This window comes from Arcicella sp. GW821-FHT09D11 (assembly GCF_059416265.1).
In genome coordinates this window covers 103704-127862 of sequence record NZ_JBWKOV010000004.1, presented here as the reverse complement: position 1 = coordinate 127862, position 24159 = coordinate 103704, and the positions used below count along the sequence as shown (strand labels likewise).

General features: G+C 37.6%; 12 protein-coding genes and 1 tRNA gene. 5 read left to right on the top strand and 8 right to left on the bottom strand.

The window, feature by feature from the left end:
* The first annotated feature begins 639 nt into the window (after positions 1-639).
* The 3 genes from AC07N0_RS13380 (at position 640) to AC07N0_RS13370 (ending at position 3508) form a co-directional block, all read left to right on the top strand.
* Positions 640-1014 (top strand): hypothetical protein, encoded by a 375-nt coding sequence (locus AC07N0_RS13380; RefSeq protein WP_494589576.1) that lies wholly within the window; start codon positions 640-642, stop codon positions 1012-1014.
* Positions 1015-1478: 464 nt separating this feature from the next.
* Positions 1479-3095: an ABC-F family ATP-binding cassette domain-containing protein gene (locus AC07N0_RS13375; RefSeq protein ID WP_494589575.1), complete on the top strand. Its 1617-nt coding sequence runs from the start codon at positions 1479-1481 to the stop codon at positions 3093-3095.
* Positions 3096-3434: 339 nt separating this feature from the next.
* A tRNA-Arg gene (locus tag AC07N0_RS13370) sits at positions 3435-3508 on the top strand.
* Between the two features lie 289 nt (positions 3509-3797).
* Here AC07N0_RS13370 and AC07N0_RS13365 read toward each other — a convergent pair.
* Positions 3798-4832 (bottom strand): hypothetical protein, encoded by a 1035-nt coding sequence (locus AC07N0_RS13365; protein WP_494589574.1) that lies wholly within the window; start codon positions 4830-4832, stop codon positions 3798-3800.
* A gap of 103 nt (positions 4833-4935) precedes the next feature.
* Complete coding sequence (locus AC07N0_RS13360) at positions 4936-5604, bottom strand: helix-turn-helix domain-containing protein (RefSeq protein ID WP_494589573.1); 669 nt, start codon at positions 5602-5604, stop codon at positions 4936-4938.
* A 1078-nt stretch (positions 5605-6682) separates the two neighbouring features.
* Between AC07N0_RS13360 and AC07N0_RS13355 the strand changes: the two genes are divergently transcribed.
* Both AC07N0_RS13355 and AC07N0_RS13350 read left to right on the top strand, forming a co-directional pair.
* Positions 6683-7468 (top strand): toll/interleukin-1 receptor domain-containing protein, encoded by a 786-nt coding sequence (locus AC07N0_RS13355; protein WP_494589572.1) that lies wholly within the window; start codon positions 6683-6685, stop codon positions 7466-7468.
* A 41-nt stretch (positions 7469-7509) separates the two neighbouring features.
* Complete coding sequence (locus tag AC07N0_RS13350) at positions 7510-8310, top strand: toll/interleukin-1 receptor domain-containing protein (protein ID WP_494589571.1); 801 nt, start codon at positions 7510-7512, stop codon at positions 8308-8310.
* 250 nt (positions 8311-8560) lie between these two features.
* On the opposite strand, the gene AC07N0_RS13345 is transcribed toward AC07N0_RS13350, so the two are convergent.
* The 6 genes from AC07N0_RS13345 to AC07N0_RS13320 form a co-directional block, all read right to left on the bottom strand.
* Positions 8561-10450: a hypothetical protein gene (locus tag AC07N0_RS13345; protein WP_494589570.1), complete on the bottom strand. Its 1890-nt coding sequence runs from the start codon at positions 10448-10450 to the stop codon at positions 8561-8563.
* Positions 10451-10488: 38 nt separating this feature from the next.
* On the bottom strand, positions 10489-13356 hold the full coding sequence (locus tag AC07N0_RS13340) for a hypothetical protein (RefSeq protein WP_494589569.1): 2868 nt from the start codon (positions 13354-13356) through the stop codon (positions 10489-10491).
* 14 nt (positions 13357-13370) lie between these two features.
* Positions 13371-14318 (bottom strand): hypothetical protein, encoded by a 948-nt coding sequence (locus tag AC07N0_RS13335; RefSeq protein ID WP_494589568.1) that lies wholly within the window; start codon positions 14316-14318, stop codon positions 13371-13373.
* Between the two features lie 449 nt (positions 14319-14767).
* Positions 14768-18697: a hypothetical protein gene (locus tag AC07N0_RS13330; RefSeq protein WP_494589567.1), complete on the bottom strand. Its 3930-nt coding sequence runs from the start codon at positions 18695-18697 to the stop codon at positions 14768-14770.
* The gene (locus tag AC07N0_RS13325; RefSeq protein WP_494589566.1) at positions 18675-19880 is read right to left on the bottom strand and encodes a hypothetical protein; all 1206 of its coding nucleotides are present in this window, start codon (positions 19878-19880) and stop codon (positions 18675-18677) included. The genes AC07N0_RS13330 and AC07N0_RS13325 overlap by 23 nt, the downstream gene beginning before the upstream one ends.
* Positions 19881-19885: 5 nt before the next feature.
* Complete coding sequence (locus tag AC07N0_RS13320) at positions 19886-24109, bottom strand: tape measure protein (RefSeq protein ID WP_494589565.1); 4224 nt, start codon at positions 24107-24109, stop codon at positions 19886-19888.
* Between the last annotated feature and the right edge of the window lie 50 nt (positions 24110-24159).

The following is a 24159-nucleotide window of genomic DNA, read 5'->3' as shown; positions in this document are numbered from 1 at the left end:
TGAGTCTTTCTTTAAAAATTGATTATTTTTATTCATTTCTAATAAAATCCACTCATCTTTTGGGTGGATTTTATTATTTTATTGAATATTTATAAATCATATTCATAACAGGCAATATTTACACCCAATAAAAATGAAAAGATTACTTATTCTAACAGTGATTATGAATGCAATATTCATGATGAATGGGTTATCACAAAATACCAAGATAAAGCATTTTACTTCTTCGCAGTCGCTTGGCTTTGCCGAGTGACGAGTATCGCAGAAGCCCTCTGGGCGAACTTTTGGTTAGGGTATAATTAGTTTAAACGCTCACTCATTTCATAGTACAGATAAATGATTATTTGTGGTTTTATGAGGTTAGTAAAATCGCATGCGTAAAGATTTGCACCTATATGGTATAAATCATTGACGACCATGTCTTTTATATCATAAAATGCTGATTTACAACTATGTATCACTAGCGAGGGACTTAAGTCCCTCGCTAGTGATACATAGTTACTCGTCGTAGATTACATTCAATCCAACGAACATAACGAAATACTAGCTCGAAGTCTCTGAATTCACGTCCAAGCTATGGATAATGCTAACTTGTAGTTGTTCGAGCCATATAAATGATAGACATAAAATTCTAGAATAATGCTAACAGAAAGAGATTTACTATTAGATATAATCCAGAATACTCCAGAAAATTCTGTATGGAAAATTTCCAGTGATTCTTGGGAAAGAATACCAGAAGTATTCTCTAAATTCATTTCATCAAATGATGAGTATAATTGGGATATAACTATTAACAAGGATAATAGAGAAGAAATACTTAAAATAATTGACAAAGAAGAAATTTATGAGAAAATAATTCACCAAAGAATTATACATAATCATGATCTTATTTTTAAAAGTTATGACCATATGAGTGGTTCATATTTGAAAAAGACATTGCCTTATTTTGATTATCTTATAAGAAAGTATCATGGACAAGAATTTGAACTATTAGAACTAACATCACCTTTCTAGTTTACTTCTTGCCATAGGTGGTACCCCTCCCTCTAATCGTAGGTTCTCCTACGACTCCAAACACTAAAGAGCGTCTCGCTCAAGTAATAGTACTCAGCCAAATTGAAGACAGCGCCAACCTAGACAGTCATGGTGTCAGACATCCCATTTCATCAATAAATGCGAGCGTGACGCTCTTCGTCATTTGGAGTCGTAGGAAAACCTACGACTAGCGGTTTTTGTGTGCCACAAACCACGGGATTAGAGAAGCCAGTTCATACACAAAAGAATAATTTTTGAATATCAGCTTTTTATCGTGTCAATTCAGCACATTGTCGTAATTTTGTATGATTTTTTATACAAAGCTGTTGATTATTGATTTTTTGATAAGAAAAACGGAGCAAAACCTTCATAATCAACCTAAAAACAGATGACAAAGCGATTTTTTTAGTCGGTGTCTATATCCAGCAATAATACTTACAATAATGCTAAACGTATCAAATGTATCACTCCGTTTTGGTAAACGGGTACTTTTTGAAGAAGTAAATATCAAATTTGTAGAAGGCAACTGCTATGGTCTTATCGGGGCTAATGGTGCAGGAAAATCTACGTTTTTAAAGATTTTATCAGGTGAAATCGACTCGCAGACTGGCTCAGTAACCATGAACCCAGGCGAACGTATGTCGATGTTGAAACAGAACCACTTTGAATACGAAGAAGTGCCTGTTCTACAAGCCGTTATCATGGGTAACAAACGTCTGTACGATATCATGATCGAGAAAGATGCTATTTACCTAAAAGAAGATTTTACCGAGGAGGATGGAAACCGTGCGGCTGATTTAGAGGCTGAATTTGCCGAAATGAACGGTTGGGAGGCTGAATCAGAGGCGGCTTCGTTGTTAAGTGGACTAGGCATTAAAGAAGATTTGCACTATACTTTGCTAAAAGATGTATCTGGTTCTGAGAAAGTAAAGGTACTTTTGGCACAGGCGTTGTTTGGTTCGCCAGATATTTTGTTATTGGATGAACCTACCAACAACTTAGACATCGAGTCTATCTTGTGGTTGGAAAACTTCTTGACAAACTTCAAAAATACGGTCATTGTCGTTTCTCACGACCGTCACTTCTTGGATAACGTTTGTACACACATTGCCGACTTAGATTTCGGAAAAATCCAACTATACGGTGGTACATATACGTTCTGGTACGAATCATCACAATTGGCGGCTCGTCAGCGTGCTGACCAGAACAAGAAGACTGATGAGAAGCGTAAAGAATTAGAAGAATTTATCCGTCGTTTCTCGGCCAACGTTGCTAAGTCTAAGCAGGCTACGTCGCGTCAGAAAATGTTGGATAAATTGCAGGTTGATGACATCAAGCCATCGTCAAGACGTTATCCATTTATCAACTTCAAACCAGAACGCGAAGCGGGCGACCAATTGCTTTCGGTTGAAGGGCTAACCGTGAAAAACCAAGAAGGTGGTTATTTATTCAAAGATGTGTCGTTCACATTGACCAAGGGTGATAAATTGGCAGTACTCTCACGCGACTCGCTGGCAATTAGTGCCTTATTCGACGTATTGATGGGCGAACGTGTTGCCGACTCAGGAACGTACAAATGGGGTGTAACTACTACACAGGCTTATTTACCAAACGATAACGCTGAATACTTCAAAGATGGTTCGTTAAATTTGGTAGACTGGTTACGCCAATATTCTGCTGAAAAAGATGAATCGTTTATTCGCGGATTCTTGGGCAGGATGTTGTTCTCAGGCGATGAAGCCTTGAAGAAATGTACTGTTATCTCTGGAGGTGAAAAACAGCGTTGTATGTTCTCAAGAATGATGCTTTCGGGTGCGAACGTTGCCATCTTTGATGAGCCAACCAACCACTTAGACTTAGAGTCTATCACAGCATTAAACAACGGCATGGTAGATTTTACAGGGACTATCCTTTTCACTTGTCATGACCACCAACTTACGCAAACAGTAGCCAACCGTATCTTAGAACTAGGGCCAAAAGGCTATTTAGATAAACTAATGAGCTTCGATGATTATATCACAGATGCCAAAGTAAAAGAGCAGAAGGAGAAGATATATTAAGCTGTGAGATTTGAGCTATCAGCTGTTAGCTATCGGTATTCGGCTTTCGGATGTCAGGTATCAGTTTTTTGGTATTCAGTTTTAATAAATTAGCGTAAATCTGCGTATTCAATCAGCGGGTAAAACTTTAGGCTGTAGGCGATAAGCTTTAGGCAAGCATAACAAAAAGCTCATTGCTTATAGCTTACAGCTTATTGCCTCAAAAATCTTTCAATTTTAATTTCCTAAAAATCAGAAACTTACAAAAAAGTTTAATTTTTTCGTCTTTTTTGTTTTGGATTAGAAAAATAACCTACTACCTTTGCAGTCCGAAACAACGGGAAAACATTACCACAAGATGGTTTCGTAGCTCAATTGGATAGAGCACCTGACTACGGATCAGGAGGTTTGGGGTTCGAATCCCTACGAGACCACTACTAAAAACTTCAAGCATCTGCTTGGAGTTTTTTTTATTTAAGGCATATCCTTCACATTCCTAATTAAATACTGCGTCAAAAACTATTCGAAATAATACAAGGCAGTATCGGGATTAATCACTCAATTATATAGCGAGCAATTAGACAATCGTAATAACTTAAGATTATAAACTTATTTCCATTTCGTTTAAATCACTGACAGGAATAATTACCACATTCGCTTTAATGTAAAATCCAACTGATGGCATGACTTGGAGTCATGCCATCAGTATGTTCCTCAGTATTTTTATCTTTCCAACACTATCTCCAAAGTATCTTTACCCATTACTCCCGAAAGTATTCGACGATTTCCTTCAATTTTTATATTGCCTGTAAATGGGGGAATATCTTTTCGAGGATAATGCCATTTGGCGATAATTTTACCTTCTTTCAACTCATAAGTACCTATAAATCGAGTATTGGTGGTGTTGAAATCAAATACAATATCATTGACTACATCAAAATAAACTCTTGTTAAGGTACTGTCATAAACTGATTTTGCTTTTTTATCAATACCATTAATTGCTAATTTTTGTACCTGATACTTCCCTGTAAGTTCAGGGTTTTTATCTCTTGGAAGACGCAATAAGACAAAGAACAAGGGTAAAAATAAAATAATTAATCGTAGCAATGTTTTAATGATGGGGCTTGTTGAAAGCAAATGAGAGGTATTCCAGTTCTGAGAAAAAAAGAAATCTCTTAATTTTTCAAAATCTTGAAAGAGCAGATAAAACAAAGCAAGGACGTGCATGATGGCATGACTAAGCACCCCAAAGTCTAAATGGTAAAAAATATCGATACTTAGAATCGTTAACATGATCGGCAAGAGCGTAAAAATCCCCAAACTTCTGGTTTTTGAGAAAAGTAGCAATAATGAACCCGTCATTTGCAATAAACCAATGGTTACAATAAATGGGAATGACCTTCCGAAAAATGCCCACATCAACGAAACATCATCAATTTCAGTAAAAGGCAGGTCTAACATGCCTAATGGCACATTAAACTGAAAATGGAAAAATTTTTGCCAACAGAAACTAATCAAATCAAGGGCAATAGCGCCACATAGTATTGCGATGTTGGTCTTGTAAATTTTCGTAAAATCCTTTTCTCTTTTTACCCACCACAATGAGTACCCAACATAACAAACCAAAATGATAAGACTAGGAATAATTAGGAATAATAGGGGAATTGGCTTTAAAACGAAGTAGCATAACCTACTTAATACTTTTAGGAAGACTAATCCTGTCAAGATAATTAGTCCAATTTTTTTAAAATAATTCATTTCTTTTTCAGATTTTAAGTTTCAAATTTTTTAATTTTCAAAACACAAATCTATCGGTGAAGCCACAGCGAAAAGTTCAGAATTATCCAATTGAACTAAAAATCTAGGTTATATCCTGATTTTTCTTAAATTCCAAAGGAGAGCAGCCAACAACTTTTTTGAAACAAGTGAAAAATGCAGACTTTGAGCTAAAACCAGCTTCATAGCCAATTCCTTCAATACTTAAAAAAGTGTGTTTGCTAGATATTAAAAGCCTTTTGGCTTCATTGATTCTGTAATTATTGATAAAACTATTAAAACTTATGGAAAGACTGGAATTAAGTAAAAAGGATAAATCGTGGGTAGAGATGGATAGTTTTTCAGCCAGTTGATACAAGTTAATATCGCTCTGCAAGTATGGTTTTTCGCTTTCCATGATGGACTCCAATTTCAATTTCAATAAGACGGACTCTTGTTCATTTAACCGTGGAGCAGTATTCTTTTTTGAATGATTGTTTTCAATTATTTCTTGAATCTCTGTTTTTATTGTATCAGGGAATGGGTAGATTTCTTTTTGTTGTAAAATATAATAGGCAATTGCACCACAAGCAACACTGTAAAAGACAGGTAAATAATCAAACCCTAGAAAGGATTTGAATTTCAACATTCCAATAAGTATGACTGCCAAAATAACAAACAGTAGCCTCAATAGCCAATTAAGATTTATCGAGGTATCTTCAGAGGAAAATAATCTAATATCCTTTTGGTGTCTTCTTAATAAGACAAATGACATCGTCCAATACACGATTATTTGCACCCTTAATGTAAGTAATACGGCTGTACCAAGGTATCTGCTCAATTGGGGTGGAGATATGATGGGATATTTATGTTGTATCAAAAAACTAAAAGCGAAAAAAGTAAATATCGTAAACGGGATAAAATGCAGTAAATCGTACGTAGAAAAGTGATACTTAGGGTGTGTAAAATATACAATGCTAAAATATAAACATGGTGCGATTAAAAAACGGCTACATTCGCTTAACGCTACAAAATTTGGATATTTGTCATACAAATCCCGCTCTATTAATGCTAAACCAACACAAATCAAAAAGCTACTAAACCAAGTTTTAGCATTTTTAATGTTATGTTGTAGGTTTATATAAACAACAAATGATAGAAAAATAAAGCAACCAGCAGCAAACGAGTAATTCATGTTTTATTTCTTCAAAACTTAAAAACTATCACAATATATGTAGAAAAGCTAATTTAATACTCATGGTATTTGATTTGTGCGCAAGGACAAGTTGAATGAAAGATAAAAATGTCCTCTGAAGGTTTAATCGATTAAAATTCTTTTTATTAAAGCTTCTAGTTGTCTTTTAGAATTAATGGAAGAGTATTAATTACCAATTGTTATGTTTTCCCTCTTCAATGACCACTTAATAAAAAATTCGTTTACTAACATAATTCTCTTGCAGAAAACTTACAAGATTAAGTTATATTTGACTTAGAAAATTAAAGACTAATATTAACTGTTATTTCAGTTTTAAATATGCAGTTATGAGTAAAAACACTAGCTGATTTCTATTAAATGTTTGGTATTGTTGAATCTAATGTTTCAAAAAATGAAAACAACTATTTTAATCCAACTGATTTAAACTTTATTCTTTTATTCAAAATGATGATAAATATTTTCAAAGACTTAAAATAGTAAATAAAAGTAATAAGCCTAATAGAGTTGAAAACACACTTGATATTAAGAAACATTTAGAGACTCTCTCGAAAACTGTTAATGAATAATAAACCTATTAAGATTTTACATTGCTTAAATTTATTTTAAATAATAACTTGATAATACACTAATTACTAATATGACTGAAGAAGAAATTGTAAGATATGAAGCTAAATCCTTTATTAAAAATGAAGAAACTAATGATGGTAAAGTTATATATTGGTTACCATTTACTACACCAAGAGTATTTAAATTAGAACTAGAAAACAGGTTAATTGATTTTTTTTCACCTAAATCTAAAGCATTTTTTTTAGATGAAATAAAGAATCTTTTAGATTTAAGTTTTTTTGATAATTTTCATCATCCTCAAGAAGATGAAAATTATCAAAAAAATTTTGAAGCAAGTAAATATTATGTCCAGCAATTTATTGATGAACTTCCTGCATTAGTAACTTCAAAGCATCAAGTTAATTCTGAAAATCAAAGAAATTCGATTTTTGTTAGTTATTCTCATCTTGATAGAGTTTATGTAGATTCGTTTAAGCGACATTTTAAAAACCTTGAAAGAACTCATGATTTGGATTTATGGGATGATACAAAAATAAAGCCTGGACAAAAGTGGGAAGAAGAAATAAAGAAAGCTATGCAAAAAGCAAAGGTTGCAATCTTTGTAGTTAGTGCTGATTTCTTTGCCTCAGATTTTATAACGAATAAAGAATTACCCGAGCTTTTAAGGGCAGCAGAGGAAGAAGGAGCCAAAATACTCAGTATAATTGTAAAACCTTGTGATTTCTCTAATACTCCACTAGGTATTTATCAAGCTATGAATAACCCAACTCATACCCTTTTACACATGAATGAATTACAAAGGGAAGAGCTCTGGGTTAATCTTGTTAGCGAAGTACGTAAAATTTTAGAGTTATAATAACATATAATTTTCTGCTAAATATTAATAATTATAATTTAATGGAAATTTCAGAGGAAGAGGTAATTAGATTTGAAGCCTATAATTTTTTTCATCATGAACGATTCGAATCCAATGTGAATTCTGAATCTTCATTTAGAAATCCAAGGATTTTCAATTATCAATTAAAGACGAGACTGGAGGATTTTTATTCCCCTGAAAATAAAGTATTTTTCTTAGATGAATTGAAAGTTCAACTTTCTAAATATAAATCTTTTATCTTGGCTCGTCAAAACATTCATAGTAATGACCAAAAAAAATACACTTTTAATTTTGAGGCTTCTCTTTTTTATATTAATCAATTCTTAAAGGAATTTCCAACTTTAGTTGACAAATCAAATATTATCAATAATTTAATTGAAAGAGACTCAGTTTTTGTAAGTTATTCACATTATGATAGAATTGTTGTTGATTCTTTCAAAAGACACTTTAAGCAAATAGAAAGAACCCATGGTTTAGTGTTATGGGAAGATACTAAAATCCAACCTGGTCAAAAATGGGAAGATGAAATCAAGAATGCAATGAAAAAAGCAAAAATTGTCATCTTTGTAGCAAGTGCAGATTTTTTTGCCTCTGAATTTATAGCAAATAAAGAGTTGCCAGAACTATTAAATGCTGCAAAACATGAAGGTGCTACAATACTAAGCATTATAGCTAAACCTTGTGATTTTTTTAATACACCATTATCAATTTATCAAGCCATGAACGCCCCAAGTCATACACTTTTACATATGACCGAACTTCAACAAGAAGAACTTTGGGTAAATTTAGTAACACAAGTACGAAAGATATTAGCCTTATAAAGTACCAATGTTTCACCATAAAAATAAAATATTTATAAATAACTTAATTAAAGTGCTTTATTTGTATTTTAAAATTCCGTTATTATAAAGTATTTATATAAAATCTAAGCACTTTTTTTACCTTTAAACGTAAGCAATACTCTAATCCTTAGATTTTTCACTCCTTTTTGTGAGAATTACTTATTACTTAAAATTATTAATAAAAAAACTGATGACATAACTTGAAGTCATGCCATCAGTAAGAAAGTACCTACACCAACTCCTTAATAAAATTAGCATAAATTTTCGTCAGCAACTTTGATGCATTTTTGTCCGTTCCTTCAGCATGTGGGTGGATACCGTCGGGCAGGTAGATGCGTTGTCTGTTCATATCTAGCGTGGTGTTTTGTCCGTTCGTGTAATTACTCCAAGGCTCTTGTGTCCACAATGTTGCTGAACCTTGTACAATTTGTTGTGAAAAACCTGTCTTTTCCCACATCCTCAGAAGCGGAAATCCCCAATAATCGGCGAGTACTTCTTGTCCTTGCGAAACTTGTGTAAGCAAATCGTTTTCGTAATGCCCCACAAAGGCAATTCTTGCAAACTTATTATATTGTAAAATCAAGTCTATCAGGTAATTCATGGCTCCGATGAAATATCTTCGGTCATTTCTTGTCGTCGGTATAGTCGTCAAATCGTTGCTATAGCCGTCATTTCGCCCGTGATCGAAGATGAAGAAATCGGGCATCGTTTTGGTGCCATCCAAATAGGGCTTTAATCGGTATTCGTAACTGCATTGCAGAATTTTCGTCTGTTCTGCCGTACTTAGCGTATCGGGCGGAGCATTCAACAAACTGGTTTTAATAGTATTCCAGTTGTTAATGATAGTTTGTTTTTCTGCCGTCGTATGGGCAAGGGCATAACAGTAATTTTGCCAAGCCAAACCATTATACGACCCATCTGCCCGACTAATCCTCGCCGTAGAACTCCCCACAGCCATATTAATTCCAAATCCACCAAGAGAGGCTGGCCCATCTGTCGGGTATCTGCCCCCCTCGGGAATTGAAGTTCCGAAATGCAGAAAGGTTTTGCCAGATAATAAATTCGATGAGCCATTTTCTAGTTTTGTAATCCTTTCTTGCTCTGTCGATAATTGTGCCGTCGATACCGCCTTTGTAAAAACTGTGTATTTCGTCAGACTGTAATTTTGTCCTACCACCCCACTCAAGTACATTTTTGTTGCCTGAACGGGTATCGTAAGCTGATAATCATTAATAAAGTCTACAAAACCATCTCGTCCCCTATTTTCATAGCCTACTACTTGGTTTGCCGAATTTAAATAGATTATCGCCCACATCGCCGACCCGCCGATGGCTGTGCTAATCCTCAGAATGTCGGTCGGTAAAATGTTGTAGGTAGCGTATTTTTTGGTCGCATCATCATGAATGCTGGCGTTATTCCAAGGGTATTTTCCCTCAATGTCGCTTGTCGGTGTTTGTACGATATTGCTCGATAACACATTACCCAGATAAGAGAACATATTCTGCTTCTTCTTCAAAATAACGCCTCCAGACGCCACAAAGCCATTTACTTTATAGTACGCACAGTTGTTAGGAAACTGTATTTCCAAATCTGTAAACGAGGTGTTTACGCCCGTATCATTCCCTTGATACTGTGTCGAGATAAGGTTGTTGTTGGTATCATAAAAAAACAATAGCTTCATCGCCGACCCGCCGATAGAGGAGGTGATAAAATGCTTGCTTCCGTCGTTGATGATGGTGGTGTAACATCTGCTGGACGAGGTGGCTTCGCCTGTCCCTGCAAAATTGATGTACTTCCCATTAACCATCGTTAGCGGATAGGTAATATACTGATTGATGGTGCTTACAGATGTTTTGTCTGTATCGTCATAATCATTCTTGGTTAGCCTTTTTCCTGTATCAAAACTTGTCCCGTTCCAGAAATATAGCAGGTCTGTATCTGCAACGTATACTAGGGTACCGACAGTAAGCCTTTCCGTAGGAATGGTATTGCGTTCGGTGATTGATTGACAGGTCTTTAGGCCTCCTAATATCTCATTGCCGTATGCTGTCGGAAATTTGTCTGCTTCAGAGAATGGCCTTACCGCTGCGGTAACTAATGTTCCTGTATTGTTTGCCATATAAATTTAATTAGTGTGTTAGTGGTAATATTCTTTGCTTACTGCATTACTTGATAGTAATACAAATAGGTTGTTGATGCCACCAATGCGGTAGCTCCTGTTGTTAAATTAAAGGCTGTAGTAGTTGTGCCATTGCTCTGACCGTTCGCTGGAACATAAACCGTGTTTACACCAACGGCATTAGCATTAGCTTCTTTGATAATGACGATTGGCGCAACACCATAAGCAATATTGAAGTTAATGGTTGCTAATACAGCATTTGCCAAGGGTGATGTTCCTGTCGTGATAGTAATTGTTCCACATAAATCTGAACCTGAAATACTGACAGTTGCTGAAGTTCCCGCTCCTAACTCTGCCGAAATAGTAGGTGTACTAGTTCCTCCTTTTAAGTGTTGGATTTTGGCAGTACCTGTTATTTGAAGTTTATCCCCTGAGTCTGTTGTAGAGCCAATTAATACGTTACCCCCAAAGTAAGACTTTGCCGTTCCAATATTATAAATGCCCCAATTATTTGCTCCAGAAGGAATGGCACTTTTAAAAGCTATATTGGCATTGCCAGCTAAAAGTGAGCTATCTACATAAAAACCTACTTGTTCTTCGATAGTATTATTACTGCCAAGTGTTCCTTGACTAGTGATATAATGAACAATTGAACCAATGCTTAAATTATTGGCAGTCCTTGTGGCGGTTCTAAAATAATAAGCACTAGTGGTAACATCTGTCTGTATTGTTCCTCTACTCCAAACTCCTGTAGCAATTGTTGAGCCCCCCACATTGGCATCTACTCTGAAGTTTGTAGTAGCCTCTGCAGTAATTCCTATTGCCTGATTTGCCAAAAAGACATTTGATGTTGATAGGAGTTTGCTAATTATTTCATTCCCAGTATTAACTTGTTTCCAACAAAATGCTCCTGTTTCAAAGCAGTACATGAATTTAGCAGTTTTGTTCTGTGTTAAAACAATATTTGAATTACCCAATAATTTAAACGCAGTACTGTTTACTAGCGTTATATTTTTATTCGAAACATTTTCAACATTAATGATTGTATTCAGGATAGATACATCAATGCCCGTTATATTTAAATCAGCAGTAGGATTTAAATAAATATTAGGGTTAACTGGTGATATTACGCTATTATTCTGAGGAACTATTGTGATAGAACTTTCAGCTGTATTATCATTAAAATAAAAAATGGAACCTAGTTTAACAGGCCTATTTATTGCAGGAAGTAAAATAGTTTTTTGGGCATTTCTTGCTAAGTGATTGTTTTTAATAATAAAATTTTCACTCTCTGCTAATTCATGATTATTATCAATGTATATCCCATACTGCTGAGTTTTATTCGCTGTTACATCTCTGGAATCATAACAAGTATTGTTTTCTATTAATATATTTTTGGTAGGGAAGTATGAAGTCAAGGTATTTACCATAGGAACAGAATTTAATGCAATGCCACTTCTCCGACTGTTCACATTGCCATCAAAGTATAAAGCCCTAATGCCATTATTCCAACAAAAATTACCTAAAATACTAACATCCTGATTACTCCCAATACCTATACCTTCTAAATTATTATTAGATGATTTACAGTTTTGTATAGTAATATTTTTACCAATTGGATTTTTGGTTGAAAATGCATTAAAACCAATATCAATACCTAAACCTGTATTCCAATGGGTATTACAATTAATAATATTGAGCCCATCAATCTCACCATTATTATAGTTTTGAGGAGGCCTGGTATAGATACCCGCTCCGCCATCATAATAATTCAGCAAATCTTGCCCATTATAAGAAAATGTTGAGTTTAGTACATTCATACCAACTCCTAAAACTAGTCCATCAAGCCCAGAATTTGTAATCTTTATATTGTCAATATAAGATTCAAGTCCCATATAAAATTCTGTACCTTTGGTGGCAACATTATTATCAATTAAAACACTAATTCTATCAGCTTGAGGACTTGCCATTTGACTGGTGTATCGTCCACAATTGTCAACGAGCGAGTTTATGAATTTAAAATTAGGGCAATCCAGTATCGTTAATGCTCTATTCCTAGTGTTTATAATTTTTATATTATCAATCGTAAGATACTTCTTTTGATAGGCACTTATTCCTAATATACCATTAGTAGCTGTACCTATATTATTGACATTATTACCATCCAATATAATACCTGACAAAGTAATGTTATGATTCATGATTGTTAAGATGCTGTCACCATTCGCAATAGTACTATTGTCCTTCAAATAAATCGTAGAATTGTTACCTATCAATGATTGATATAATTCGAACTTTTGATTAACTGTTATAGAAGTATTAGCCTTTAAAATCAACGGCTTATGCAATAATTTAGCAGCTAAGACTGCATTATTCAATGTAGAGGTATGGTCTGTTTCACCACTTACCTCAAACCATGTAAAAAGTATATTCTCATCAACAATTCTCTCTAATCTTTTATTCCCCGAGGTAGTTACTAATAAAGTACCAACATTGTCTATTCCAGTGGTGTTACTTGCATTGTATTTCCAAAAACCTTCTTTGCCTCCTTCTGAACAGTAAAACAACTGAGTAATAGTTACTTGTTCATCAGATAGCAACCTCAACTGGCTAATAGTAAAGCCATTATCTAACTTCGTATCCAATACAGTTTGGGTGGCCACAGAAATAGGTTTATCTACATCAGCAGTATTGTCAACATTACTGAGCCCTACGTCGTCTTTGGATAGCTCGTTGAAGTTGGTGCCATCCCATTTATAAAGGATTCCATTTTCTTGTACGCTTATTAGCATACCAATAATTCGTTTGTTTGATGGGATGCTATACATTCCATCCACTGTGCTTTCAATCCATAGCTTCTTTGAGTAAGAAACGTTAAGGCTACCTGTATCTAAATTATTTGACATAATGTTGGTTTTGTTTAATTTATTTGAATACTAATCCCTGTTCCATTTTGAACTGAAAGTGTTCTATAAATATTGTAGCTCGTTACATTCCCAAACGAATTTGTTACATGCTGAACAGATTTTGTCCAAGCCGTACTTGCCAAACCGCTGATGCTAAAACTGGCGTCGCCAAAGTTGGATGGATAGCAATAATAGATGTATTCACCATTGCCATTCAGCGTAAGGGTGCGGTTGCGTGTGGTAGCCAAGGTGTTGTTGGCTAGCCCTAATACCTCCTCATTGGTTAATGTAGCATTGGCATTAGTACCCCAATAGGCTTTGTTCAAAAAGCTGACGGCACTATTGGCGGTAACGGCATTCCTACCGTCGGATACCGTGAGGGTGTAAGTAGTGTTCGTGGTTACGCTAACGGTCTTGGTTATACTACTGCCCGTTACTACGCCAATGCCATTGTTGATGTTGATGGCATTGGCACTTTTGTTGAACGTATAACTAAACGTAATGCTGGTGACGGTACTGCCTTTCTCAACATTGTTGACGTTGTTAATAAACGAGTAGATGACGATAGGAACATATTCCAAGGCTTCTATCCTACTCAAAATCGTTTTAGACAAGTTGCTTATTAATGCACTGCCATCAAAAAAATACTTTGCCGTGTCGCCTTCGTTGTTTTCGTCTTCTATTACCATGATTTCCCTGCACCTGCCCAAATACTTGTTGGTATCGATGTCGGCAAATTTTGCATAGTAGTCCCTGAAATAATCTGAGACGGCCTTGATACCGTCCTCACGGTCGGAGGCATTGGCGAAAAATGCTCCGTTCCAGTATTTCAGATACGAGTTGTTGCCATTGATGATAAAATAGCAATCGCCAAAATCGCCCACAGAAGGCAGGTTTAGCTCATTGCTAAAATACACAATGCGCTTGTCTTTAAATCCGTTTACGCCTAATAAAACTCCCATTGTTGTTTTTTTTATGTGGTTAGGTTTTTGAAAAAATCGTGGCCAAAAACCGTGGTCTGTGGCACACAGAACAAAAAGTCATTCGTCCGAAATTACTTATGGCATGGCTGTCTTAGTTGCATGATAATTATTAAATAATTGGAAGGGGCTGTTTGTGTTCTGTGTGCCACAGACCACGGTTGGAAAACCTCATCCCCCAGCCCCTGTGCGAGCCACCCTTCTCCTTCAGAGAAGGGGAGCAGATTATCGAGCTTAAAGCTCCCCTCTCTGAAAAGAGCGGGACGCGTAGTCGGGCTGGGGGTGAGGTTGTTATTCTTTGATTATCAATCATTTATCAACTCGTTGATAATCAATAACACTTAAGTCCCCCACTAAGAATATTGTTATTGCGTTTCCCTTCCTATTAGCGTGTGACTTAAGTCACACGCTAATAGGAAGCAATTTTACTACTAAAAATCATTATCATATCTAGATTTCACATACCAATGCCCGCTTGAATAAATCATCGTCACTACCTCCCCCCCTGCTATTTCCACAGTACCAGCCCTTGCCGTACTGTACAAAAAGTAAGGAGAACTGTCGTTCGTATTGATTAAGGTTACCTCTTTGCCATTATACACTGTCCCGACAAAATGCACGCCGCAAGGAAAAGCCAAAGGTGTGCCTTCGATAACATCGTATTTGGAAACATCTACTTCATAGTTATATCCAAACAGATTGAATGTCAAACACGACCGCCCCTGCAAGGTTGCCTCATTTAATAAAGCCTCTCCATCTTCTGCATAAATGGCAATATTCCTGCTTGTGCTATTATTTACCCTTAGATTAATGCCTATATTCCAAGCAGTTGAATTGTATTTATTTTGCTCAACATTTGCCGAAATATTATTTCCAGAACTACCTACATTAGTACCAATTTCAATTCTTTGGCTCTCAGTATCATTTCTTAGAGCAATCTGTGCCAATGAATTGAAATCATTTTTTATCGTTTGTCCAAATATCTCTAAAACACCAAATTTACCCTTCGTCGCAATCATCGTCCCATCCGCAAAAAACCGACACGGTGCTATTGCCCTATTGGCATACGTCTCTCCAAACCACGCCCGAATCGACCCGTCGCTTGAATTATCTGCTCCACAAATACCTGCTTGCTCCTGATTACTGTCGTCCGTCAAGACCAATTTTTCTCTGAAATACGTCGAGCCATCTTGCAAAACCCTGAACGGGGCTATCGCACGGTTTTCATAAGATGTTCCTGCCCAAAACCTTACCGAGGCGTCGCTCGTTCCCTGACCTGTGATGCCTGCCTTGATGTTCGTGTCGTCGCCTGCTAACTGGATTCTCCCTGAGGTTACCACACCCCCGTCGATGGTCGTTTTGGTATTGTCATAAAAGGTAGCCATGTTCCAGTCCAAGGCGTTGTAGCTACTCCCTGCCAACTTTTGGGTAATGCATCTTCGCAAATCCGTGCCGTCTGTCCAGAGGTCGCCCACATCATAAGGCGGATAGGGCGTATCTACAAAAATCCTCCTTTTCCCATCAGCAGTATCCTGTGCGCGACTCGCTAATTCATACGCCGCCAAGGCATCGGTATCCTGTATACGTTCCCACAAATTGGTACTGGCTTTGTAGCGGTAGAGCTTCTTATCCGTCAAATGATACCACATATCCTTGTCATGCTTGGCTCGGTCGGCTACCTCCCAAACGTTCGGGTCGGCATCCTGAAACCATGCTTCTATCTTGCCGTCTAGCTGTGTTTGGGTGGCTGTTTGCGTAGGATAAAAAATATCATCTACAAAACTTATCAAGCTGGCGTCGTCGGTATATTTACTAGCCTTTTGCCAATCTGTTCCTACAAAATCGCCACTTCCACGAGCGGTCTTGCAAACCATTATTTCACCTGACACACCTTGCGTCCAAAGGTCGCCTACATCATAGGGCGGATAGGGCTGAACGGCAAAAATTCTCCGCTTATGGTCTGCTGTATCTTGGGCAATGCTCGCATTGTTCAGTGCCTCCGTTACGCCCGTGTCCCTTACTTCGTCCCAACTGTAAACGCCACCTTGGTGTTTATACCGATACGCTATCCCTGTGGATGTATTGAAAAATAAATCATCAATGTGCTTATCTCTTTCCATTCCCCAACTAACGGCTGGCTCATTTTCTGTTGTTGGCACATAGTTATAAAACCAAGTCTCTACCTTGCCATCTATTTGACCTTTGATGTCAATTACATCCGTCGGATAGGTCGAATCAATAAAGTTGGTGGTACTATCTACAAAATCTTCCAAATCTTGATTCAGTTCCTCCAGATTTTTATAGTCGCCATTGGCATTGATAAAACTTATCTTGCCTGCTATCTCATTGGTGTCTAAATCAAAATACGTTTGCCCGTCGAACGACTGGATGCGTCCTGTTTTGATAAACCTCCCATTGATGGCCGTTGCACCATACGTCAGCGAAATCCAACGCACGCCGTTCGTGACTGAATGAAGAGTGCCGACAAGGAAATGAAAATACGATGGCTCGTCGTCTACCCTGATTTGCTCTGTCGAGAATATCAGCAGACCATCATTGTAGTCGGTCTTATGACATTTGGCGTAAATATACCGTGCGTTATCGTCTGGCAAGGTATAATTCCCCCCTGCTATTTGCCAGGTCACGTTGTTTTCAAAAATGGCATAATGTACCAATGTGCCGTTGGATACTTGTACGACATTTTTGTGACCTTGATAATTGGGTTCTATCACTACCTGCAACACAAACTGCTGTGACTTTACGCCCACCACCAACATAGAAGTATTGATACTCAGCGGTTTAATATTGCCCGTGTCAAAAAAACCGTCGGTATCAAACACCATGTTCAACAGTTCTTGCGTATTTCTCCAACCCATTCTCGCACGGGTAGCATCATACAACCTGTTCAGTTTGATGATTTGCTTGGTGGTTTTTATCTCGCTAAAAACCTTTTCTACGATGGATACTTGTACGGAATCGCCTACTTCAAGGCTGTATCGATAGGGATACTGACAGTCGCGGGTGATGCCCGTAATCCGTGTACTGCCGTTGATTTGCATATCGGCATCAATGATGTTGATGTAGTCGCCAAGGTTGAAAAAGTTCAAGATTGCCCCTCCGCCCGATATGCTTTTGAGGTAATATTCATAAATCTCTAACCCATATTGCACCCGTGGCGACTTGTTTTGGTTCAACAGCGTGATGCCCTCTGCCAACAGTTTGGCTTCGGCGGCGGCAATGTAACTGCTTGGCAAATTGATGTCTGTCAACACATACGTATCTCCAACGGCTATCTGAAAGGCGGTGTCGGTGGCATTCGGGAAGATGTACCCTCGGTCGTCTTGGTAAGTATTAACGGTAAAGGTTTGAGTGGCGTGGTCATAGTGCGAGATTTCAAGGGCAATACCCGACAAGCCTCCTGTATTAAAATTGATTTTGGGACTAACCCCTGCTACCAAATTGGCATTGACATCAAAGTCCATCGAGGCATCCGTAAATATCAATTCCGAACTGCCTAGACTAGTTACCGTACCCAGCCGTTTGGGATAAATGTCTTCCAGAGTAACGGTATTTTCAATCAATCCGAAGGAGGCAATACTAGCATCATCTTGTAAATAGGCATCTCCCGTCCTCAGCCTCAGCGAGTTATTGCGATAGCCCGCAGGAATGTTTTTATTCCCTCCGAACAAATACAGACGGTTGTACACATTTTTATCCAACAACGTATTGCGGTTGAGTTTATACAACCCTCCCGACTGCCCATATTCGTAGGTATGTGCGAGTATCGTACCAATCTTACCAAGATTCAACACCTTATTACCGTGACCGTCTTCGATGATTTCAAACTCGGTGTCAAACTCCTTACAGATTTTCTGGAGTACCGCCAAACAGCTTTCGTCGTTGAAACTAATCGTTTTTTCTTCGGTACTGACACACGACCCGATGCTCCACTGACCTGCAAAAACCCTTGCAATATTATTGATAACCAAATCCGCAAAATCTCGCAGGTTGCCCGTGAGGGTAAAGTCGGGACTGGTGTTAAAACCACTGACGTCGGTATCAAAATAAATCGCCCTGAGCAAATCGTACTGCACCGACTCAAAGGTGGCTTTAATCTTGAAAACGTGCTGAGAAATCTTCTCGGGCGAAGGCAGGTAATTACACGTATAACGCTCGCCAAACATCAAAATACTATCGCCAATTTCAATCACCACAGGCACGCTCGCATCTATCTCGATGCTCAATTCATTGATGCCCAATAATTGCTTGCGTTGTTCGGCCTTCGTAATGCTGATAACGGGGTTGATGCTCTGTAATAAAACCGTTGTGCCATTGGCTTTAGATAAAACTATTTGCTGCATTTTGTATGATTCCGTTGGTTGAAAAGCTCGTAATTTCCTCAATCACCCCTGCCACAATGATGTAATAATAACCGTTGGTAGCATAAGTATGGGTTTTGGTGACTTCCCCAAACACGTTATCAGTTTTAGTACCATCGCCCCAGTAGATGGTCACCAATTTCGGACTATTCAGCGTTATCGACGCCGTCGTGTTGTCGTCATTGCGGATAAACAAAATGCTTCTTTTGATGGGCTGAGGCTCGTTTAAGGTCAGTTTAAAACTACCAATCATCTGCGAAGGCCGCCATTTTTTCTCTATTTTCAGCCCCGTAGCCAGATAGACCTCATACACAAACACCTTGATACCATTATCAAAATGCAAGCGTTTCGTCCCAGAACCATAAAACTGATTGATAAAATTGGTACATTTCTGGACAAAATCCTCCGCAGAGCTTGCATACAGCCAGCAGTCTAGCTCAATCACTTTTGATTTATAGCGAACGTCGTTCAAATCAACAAAATCGCCGTGATAATCCTGCCATTCAATCGTAACAGGAGGTTTTATTTCTGGGGCATCAAACATCCCCGTCGAGGCTTGAACCCGCACGCCATAGTTTTTAAAACTATTACCGTTTATTTTATAAATTATATCCATTTCTTTGATAATAGGAGGATTAATGGTGCCACTTTGATAAACCACGCCATCGTATATTTTCAGTTCGTCGATGGCAAAAAAGCCCGTTGCATTGTTGTTATCGTTCATTAACGAAAAGCCAGTAGGCATTCCCCAGTCGTCAGGGAAATCCTGTTCAGCCACCAAGTGGGTATTCACGAGCAACCTCACCTTTCGTCCTTCTTGAATAATTTCAATCAACGTCCAGTCGATGCACTTCGTCTTGGCATCCAAGTACAGGAAATCAAACACGCCGTGGAATTGATAAAAAAGCCAAGTGCTGTGTGGATATTCCCCCGAGGCCTCCGCTTTAAACCAACACGACAGCGAGAAATCTTGACTGAAATCAATCATTTCATAGCCCATCGTTTGGGCGAGACCTTCGCCTGTAAAATAGAGGGCATGGTCTTCTTTGCCTTCCAGCCATTGTCCGCCCTCGATGCTTAAATCATAATGATATTGCGCAATATCGAGAGCAATATCTCCGCTAGTTTCATTAAACGGTACGTATAGTTGTAGTTCATTAGCCATTGGGTTTAAAATTTAACGCGTAGAATATTGTCTCCAGAATTAAGTTTATCTAAATTATTATCTATTCTTTCCAGAAAAGGCAGGAACTTGGCTTGTAAAGTAAGTTGCTGACTAGCAATCACTTCCACATTCCGAAGTGAGATAAGCTGACTAGTAGCCACCACCCTAAGCTGGGTAATATTCCCTTCCAAAAGCCCTGCCGTATCTTCAGTGATACTTTTTACCGAGCCTGTTAATGAATTAGGACTTGCAGGTTTATTTTTCTGAAAAATATCTAAACCATAGCTTTTTGCAGATGCCGAAGCAGCATCTAATTGATCATAGAATTGTTGCCAAAGCCCATTCGCTTGTGAGAAGAACACGCTAAAATCATCAATAAAATTATTATCACCGCCATTATCCAAGTCGGCACTAATCATCATTTGTTCCTGCAAATCATCAAATGCTTTAGAAAACACTTGGTTAAATAACAATTGACTAAGCATATCTTCCAGAATACCACTTACAGATTTTCCAAAAGCTTCCGCCGCTGAAGTTCCATCTTTAAAAGCATTCACTAATCCATCTCTTAGGTTATTCCCTAAGTTGCCCGCCAAATCTGCGATAACTTCTTTAATTTGTCCTTTGGCTTTCTCCATTTGCTCAGACCAAGTGATGGAATCTTGCAAGAGTTTCTTCGTAGCATCATCCACCTGGTTATTGCTAATCAATGTTTCGGCTAATTCTTTGTTAAAAATCTCTTGCCCGTTAGCAGCCTTTTGTATTAATTCTGGATATTCCTTCAACAGCCCCGTAAACTCATCCTTCTTTTTCTTTCCTCCAAACCACCCAATAATCCCCCCAACAACCGCACCGATAGCAGTACCGATTACTGGCACAATGGCTGTTCCCAAGGCTGCACCCATTGCCACACCACTACCCACTTTACCCCAATCTATGGCATTTCGTTGTCCTACCTTTGCTTTACCCTCTTCTAGCTTTTTTAATGATTCTTGATATTTCGTACTCGCATCATTATACATCTTGAAGCCGTCTTTGAGCCTACCAGCGTAATCTTTGACAAAAACATTCTCTTTTGTTTTCGTCTCTGCCCCGATTCTCTCATTGATGGCTACTTTATAATCTTGTTCAAACTGTAAGGCATTTTTACGATACTCCTCTTCCGCTTTTTCCCTTTCATTGGCTGAACTAGCAACCAAATCAATCAAGCCAATCGTAGCCGAAATGCCAGTCATCCATTTATCCGTAGGAGTAGCTCCTTTTTTAAAAGCATTGACAACGTTATCCGCATTTTGTGCTAAGCCCGACAACAATTGACCAGTATCGCCAATCGCTCCATTCATTTTGGACATTACACCGCCTAATTGTCCTCCTAAACTAGCGAACTTGGAAACTACACTTAATAGATGGTCGTTGAGATTTTTTTCTGCATCTTGTACTTTTTTTAGTTGCTGAGTGTAATCATCAGTATTTTCTTTTCCTTTCAGACTATCAAGTTTGTTTTTCTCTGTTTCAACCTTTTCTTTTAAATACTTAAGGTCAATTATTCGTAAAGAATCTTGAAGAGATTTAAGATAAGCTATTTTCTCTTCATTCGTTTTTTCAATTATATCAAGTTCTTCCTTTTTTCCTTTTTTTAATTTCTCTAGGTTCTTAAGATATTCAGCATTTGTTTTGTCTGTATATTGGCTCTCTAAGGCTTCTCTTAATCCTATATGTTTCTTGATGATGTTGTCCTTTTGCTCTTCATAAGTTTCATGATTGCGTAAATACTCTTGCAGATTAGCAGCAATTTGCTCATTAGTCTGGTTGGTTTCCTCTACAAGGGTATTGGTTTGAGCCATGCCGTCTGTAGAAGTATCGCCTTTCAATTTATCTTTCAGCTTTTCAATATACTCAAGATACTCTACCAAACTTTTGGCTTCTTTTTTAGCCTTCAACATATCCTCCTTGAGTAACTCCACACCAGATTTTTTCCCAGTGACTATCTGATATTCAATCTTATACTTTACTAAATTGCCTTGTGCTTCGGTTTTTGCGGTAGGGTCAAGATTGACGTCATTTTGTTTAGTCTCAAACTCTTTAATCTTTTTACTTAGAAAATCAACATAATTATTCCCTTGAGGAAGTAAATCTTTAAACTGAGGATGAGCATCTGCGACTTCCTTACTGATATTTTTTACCCAATTTTCATACAAAACATATTGTTTCTTTTTCTCCTCAATCTCTTCCTCAAAAGTTTTAATCTTACCCTTTGAGAGCTCTTCTTCCAATTGCTTACGTCCTTCAGCTACTTTTTTTTCTGCGTCAAGTACTACTGCTATTTGTGCGGTTTTTTCACTTGGGTTATTACTATGCTCATAAATATACTGTGCTTTAGAAGATATTTCTTGCCAATAAGCAATACTACCATAGGGGGCTGGAGCGGTTGGTGCAGGGGTTTTAGGTGCAGGGGTATTATGAGGTTTATCTTCTTCACTATCAGACACTTCATAACTTTTCAGTTCCTTTTTAACTTTCTTAATAGTAGCTTTTAATTCCAAAAACTTTTTTGTGTTTTTTTCCTGCTTATCAAATTCCGTTTGAAGTTGTTTTAACTCTTTGTCCCAATACTCTTTATTCTTTACGCTTCCTTCGTTTTCTAATTCCTTCCTTTCGTTAATCTGTGTTTTTCTAAGATTTACATATCCTTTGGCCAATGCATTCCTTAAAGCTTTATCTGCATTTATTTGATTATCTAAGTAAACTTGCATAGAGGTAACACCCCCACTAACACCTAGTTGGGGCTTTGTAAATAAATCAGATTTTCTCTTTTGATTATCTGCAATTCGCTTATCAACTTCTGCAATTTTATTTTTTGTGTCTCCAATCTTTATTCCAGTAAGAGCAGCATTGAATTCTTTTTGACTCTTTGTCGCATCCATCGTCTTGTATTTATACAAGTCAATGTTTTTAAGCATATCTGGATACAATTCTTGTAGTCTCTTATAAGCTTTTATTTGCTCTCCCTGTGCAGAGCTATTATTTCTTATAATATTATTAAGCTTATTTGTTTCGTCTTTTAGATTGTTTATTTTTTTATTAGATTCTGCTAGTTCTGTATTATATCTATTTTGTGCCCTTTCGGCGATTGCTGTATTTGTATTGAATAAATATACCGCACTTGCTAAACCAATAATCAATGTTGTCACAGCCACATAAGGATTCGCCAATATAGTAGCATTAAGCACCTTTTGAGCTCCTTCTACCAATAACAAAGCTTGATACTCTGCTAGTGTTGCAATCGTCCAGCCTCCTTTTATAGCAATTGCAGCAGCCTCAGTCGCATTAACCACTAATAAAGCTGCTTTGTAAGCACCACACGCAATAGCTAATACTTCAAGTATTTTAGCAATGCTCTTGTAGTTTTCAAGCATCGAAACACCCATCTGAAGCGTACCTGCAACCAAACCGTCAGTATCTTTCCCTATTTCATTATATACCCTATTGATAGACTCCTCCAAGTTGGTCATTAATGCATCAACAGATTTAGCCTGTTCCTTCATTACCCCTGAAAACATCCCTCCCGTAGAAGTCATGCTTTGGAAAGCTAGCTCTATTTGAGGTAACCCTACCTTACTAGCTTCAACCATTTTTTCCACTCCATCACGGTTGGTATTCAGCACATTCCCTAATACTTCAAAGATAGGGATACCTTTTCCAGCCATCCCCTCAATGTCGCTCAAGCTAGCCACTCCGTTTGTACGGATTGCTCCAAAGGTATTCACAAGGTCTTCAATAGGCATATTCACACCATGTGCTACATCACCCAACATTTGAAGATGCCCTATCACGGTGTCTGTCGAAAAACCATAAGCCACCATCAACTTCGCAGATTCTCCTACTTGCGTCAGTGACAAAGGAGTTTTAGCAGCCAAATCGGCTACTTGTGCCATTAGCTCATCTGCCTTTTCCTTAGACCCCAGCATTACCTTCAGCGAGCCTTCAAGTGCTTGAAATTCGCCTCGCACTTTAATGATTTGCTGTGCTACCTCCCTAAGATTATCACTCGTAAAAGTATTTTCAATGGCTTTCCCTAATTTCGAAAATACTGTATCTGTTTTTTCTGCTTCCGCTGCTGCTTTGTTTGTAAAACCCTTGATACGTTCCTCCATCTCCTGAAATGATTTCAAGAATTGAGAATTATTTATCAAAGCATCAAAGCTTATGGCACCACCGTTATTGTTCATTTTTCTTTACTTTATGAATGGTCTTTAGGTAATCTTCGAACTTCATTGTC

Excerpts from the sequence above, each read along its gene's own strand:
- AC07N0_RS13380 (WP_494589576.1), top strand. The coding sequence starts at position 640 with ATGCTAACAGAAAGAGATTTACTATTAGATATAATCCAGAATACTCCA.
- AC07N0_RS13375 (WP_494589575.1), top strand. The coding sequence starts at position 1,479 with ATGCTAAACGTATCAAATGTATCACTCCGTTTTGGTAAACGGGTACTT.
- AC07N0_RS13365 (WP_494589574.1), bottom strand. The coding sequence starts at position 4,832 with ATGAATTATTTTAAAAAAATTGGACTAATTATCTTGACAGGATTAGTC.
- AC07N0_RS13360 (WP_494589573.1), bottom strand. The coding sequence starts at position 5,604 with ATGTCATTTGTCTTATTAAGAAGACACCAAAAGGATATTAGATTATTT.
- AC07N0_RS13355 (WP_494589572.1), top strand. The coding sequence starts at position 6,683 with ATGACTGAAGAAGAAATTGTAAGATATGAAGCTAAATCCTTTATTAAA.
- AC07N0_RS13350 (WP_494589571.1), top strand. The coding sequence starts at position 7,510 with ATGGAAATTTCAGAGGAAGAGGTAATTAGATTTGAAGCCTATAATTTT.
- AC07N0_RS13345 (WP_494589570.1), bottom strand. The coding sequence starts at position 10,450 with ATGGCAAACAATACAGGAACATTAGTTACCGCAGCGGTAAGGCCATTC.
- AC07N0_RS13340 (WP_494589569.1), bottom strand. The coding sequence starts at position 13,356 with ATGTCAAATAATTTAGATACAGGTAGCCTTAACGTTTCTTACTCAAAG.
- AC07N0_RS13335 (WP_494589568.1), bottom strand. The coding sequence starts at position 14,318 with ATGGGAGTTTTATTAGGCGTAAACGGATTTAAAGACAAGCGCATTGTG.
- AC07N0_RS13330 (WP_494589567.1), bottom strand. The coding sequence starts at position 18,697 with ATGCAGCAAATAGTTTTATCTAAAGCCAATGGCACAACGGTTTTATTA.
- AC07N0_RS13325 (WP_494589566.1), bottom strand. The coding sequence starts at position 19,880 with ATGGCTAATGAACTACAACTATACGTACCGTTTAATGAAACTAGCGGA.
- AC07N0_RS13320 (WP_494589565.1), bottom strand. The coding sequence starts at position 24,109 with ATGAACAATAACGGTGGTGCCATAAGCTTTGATGCTTTGATAAATAAT.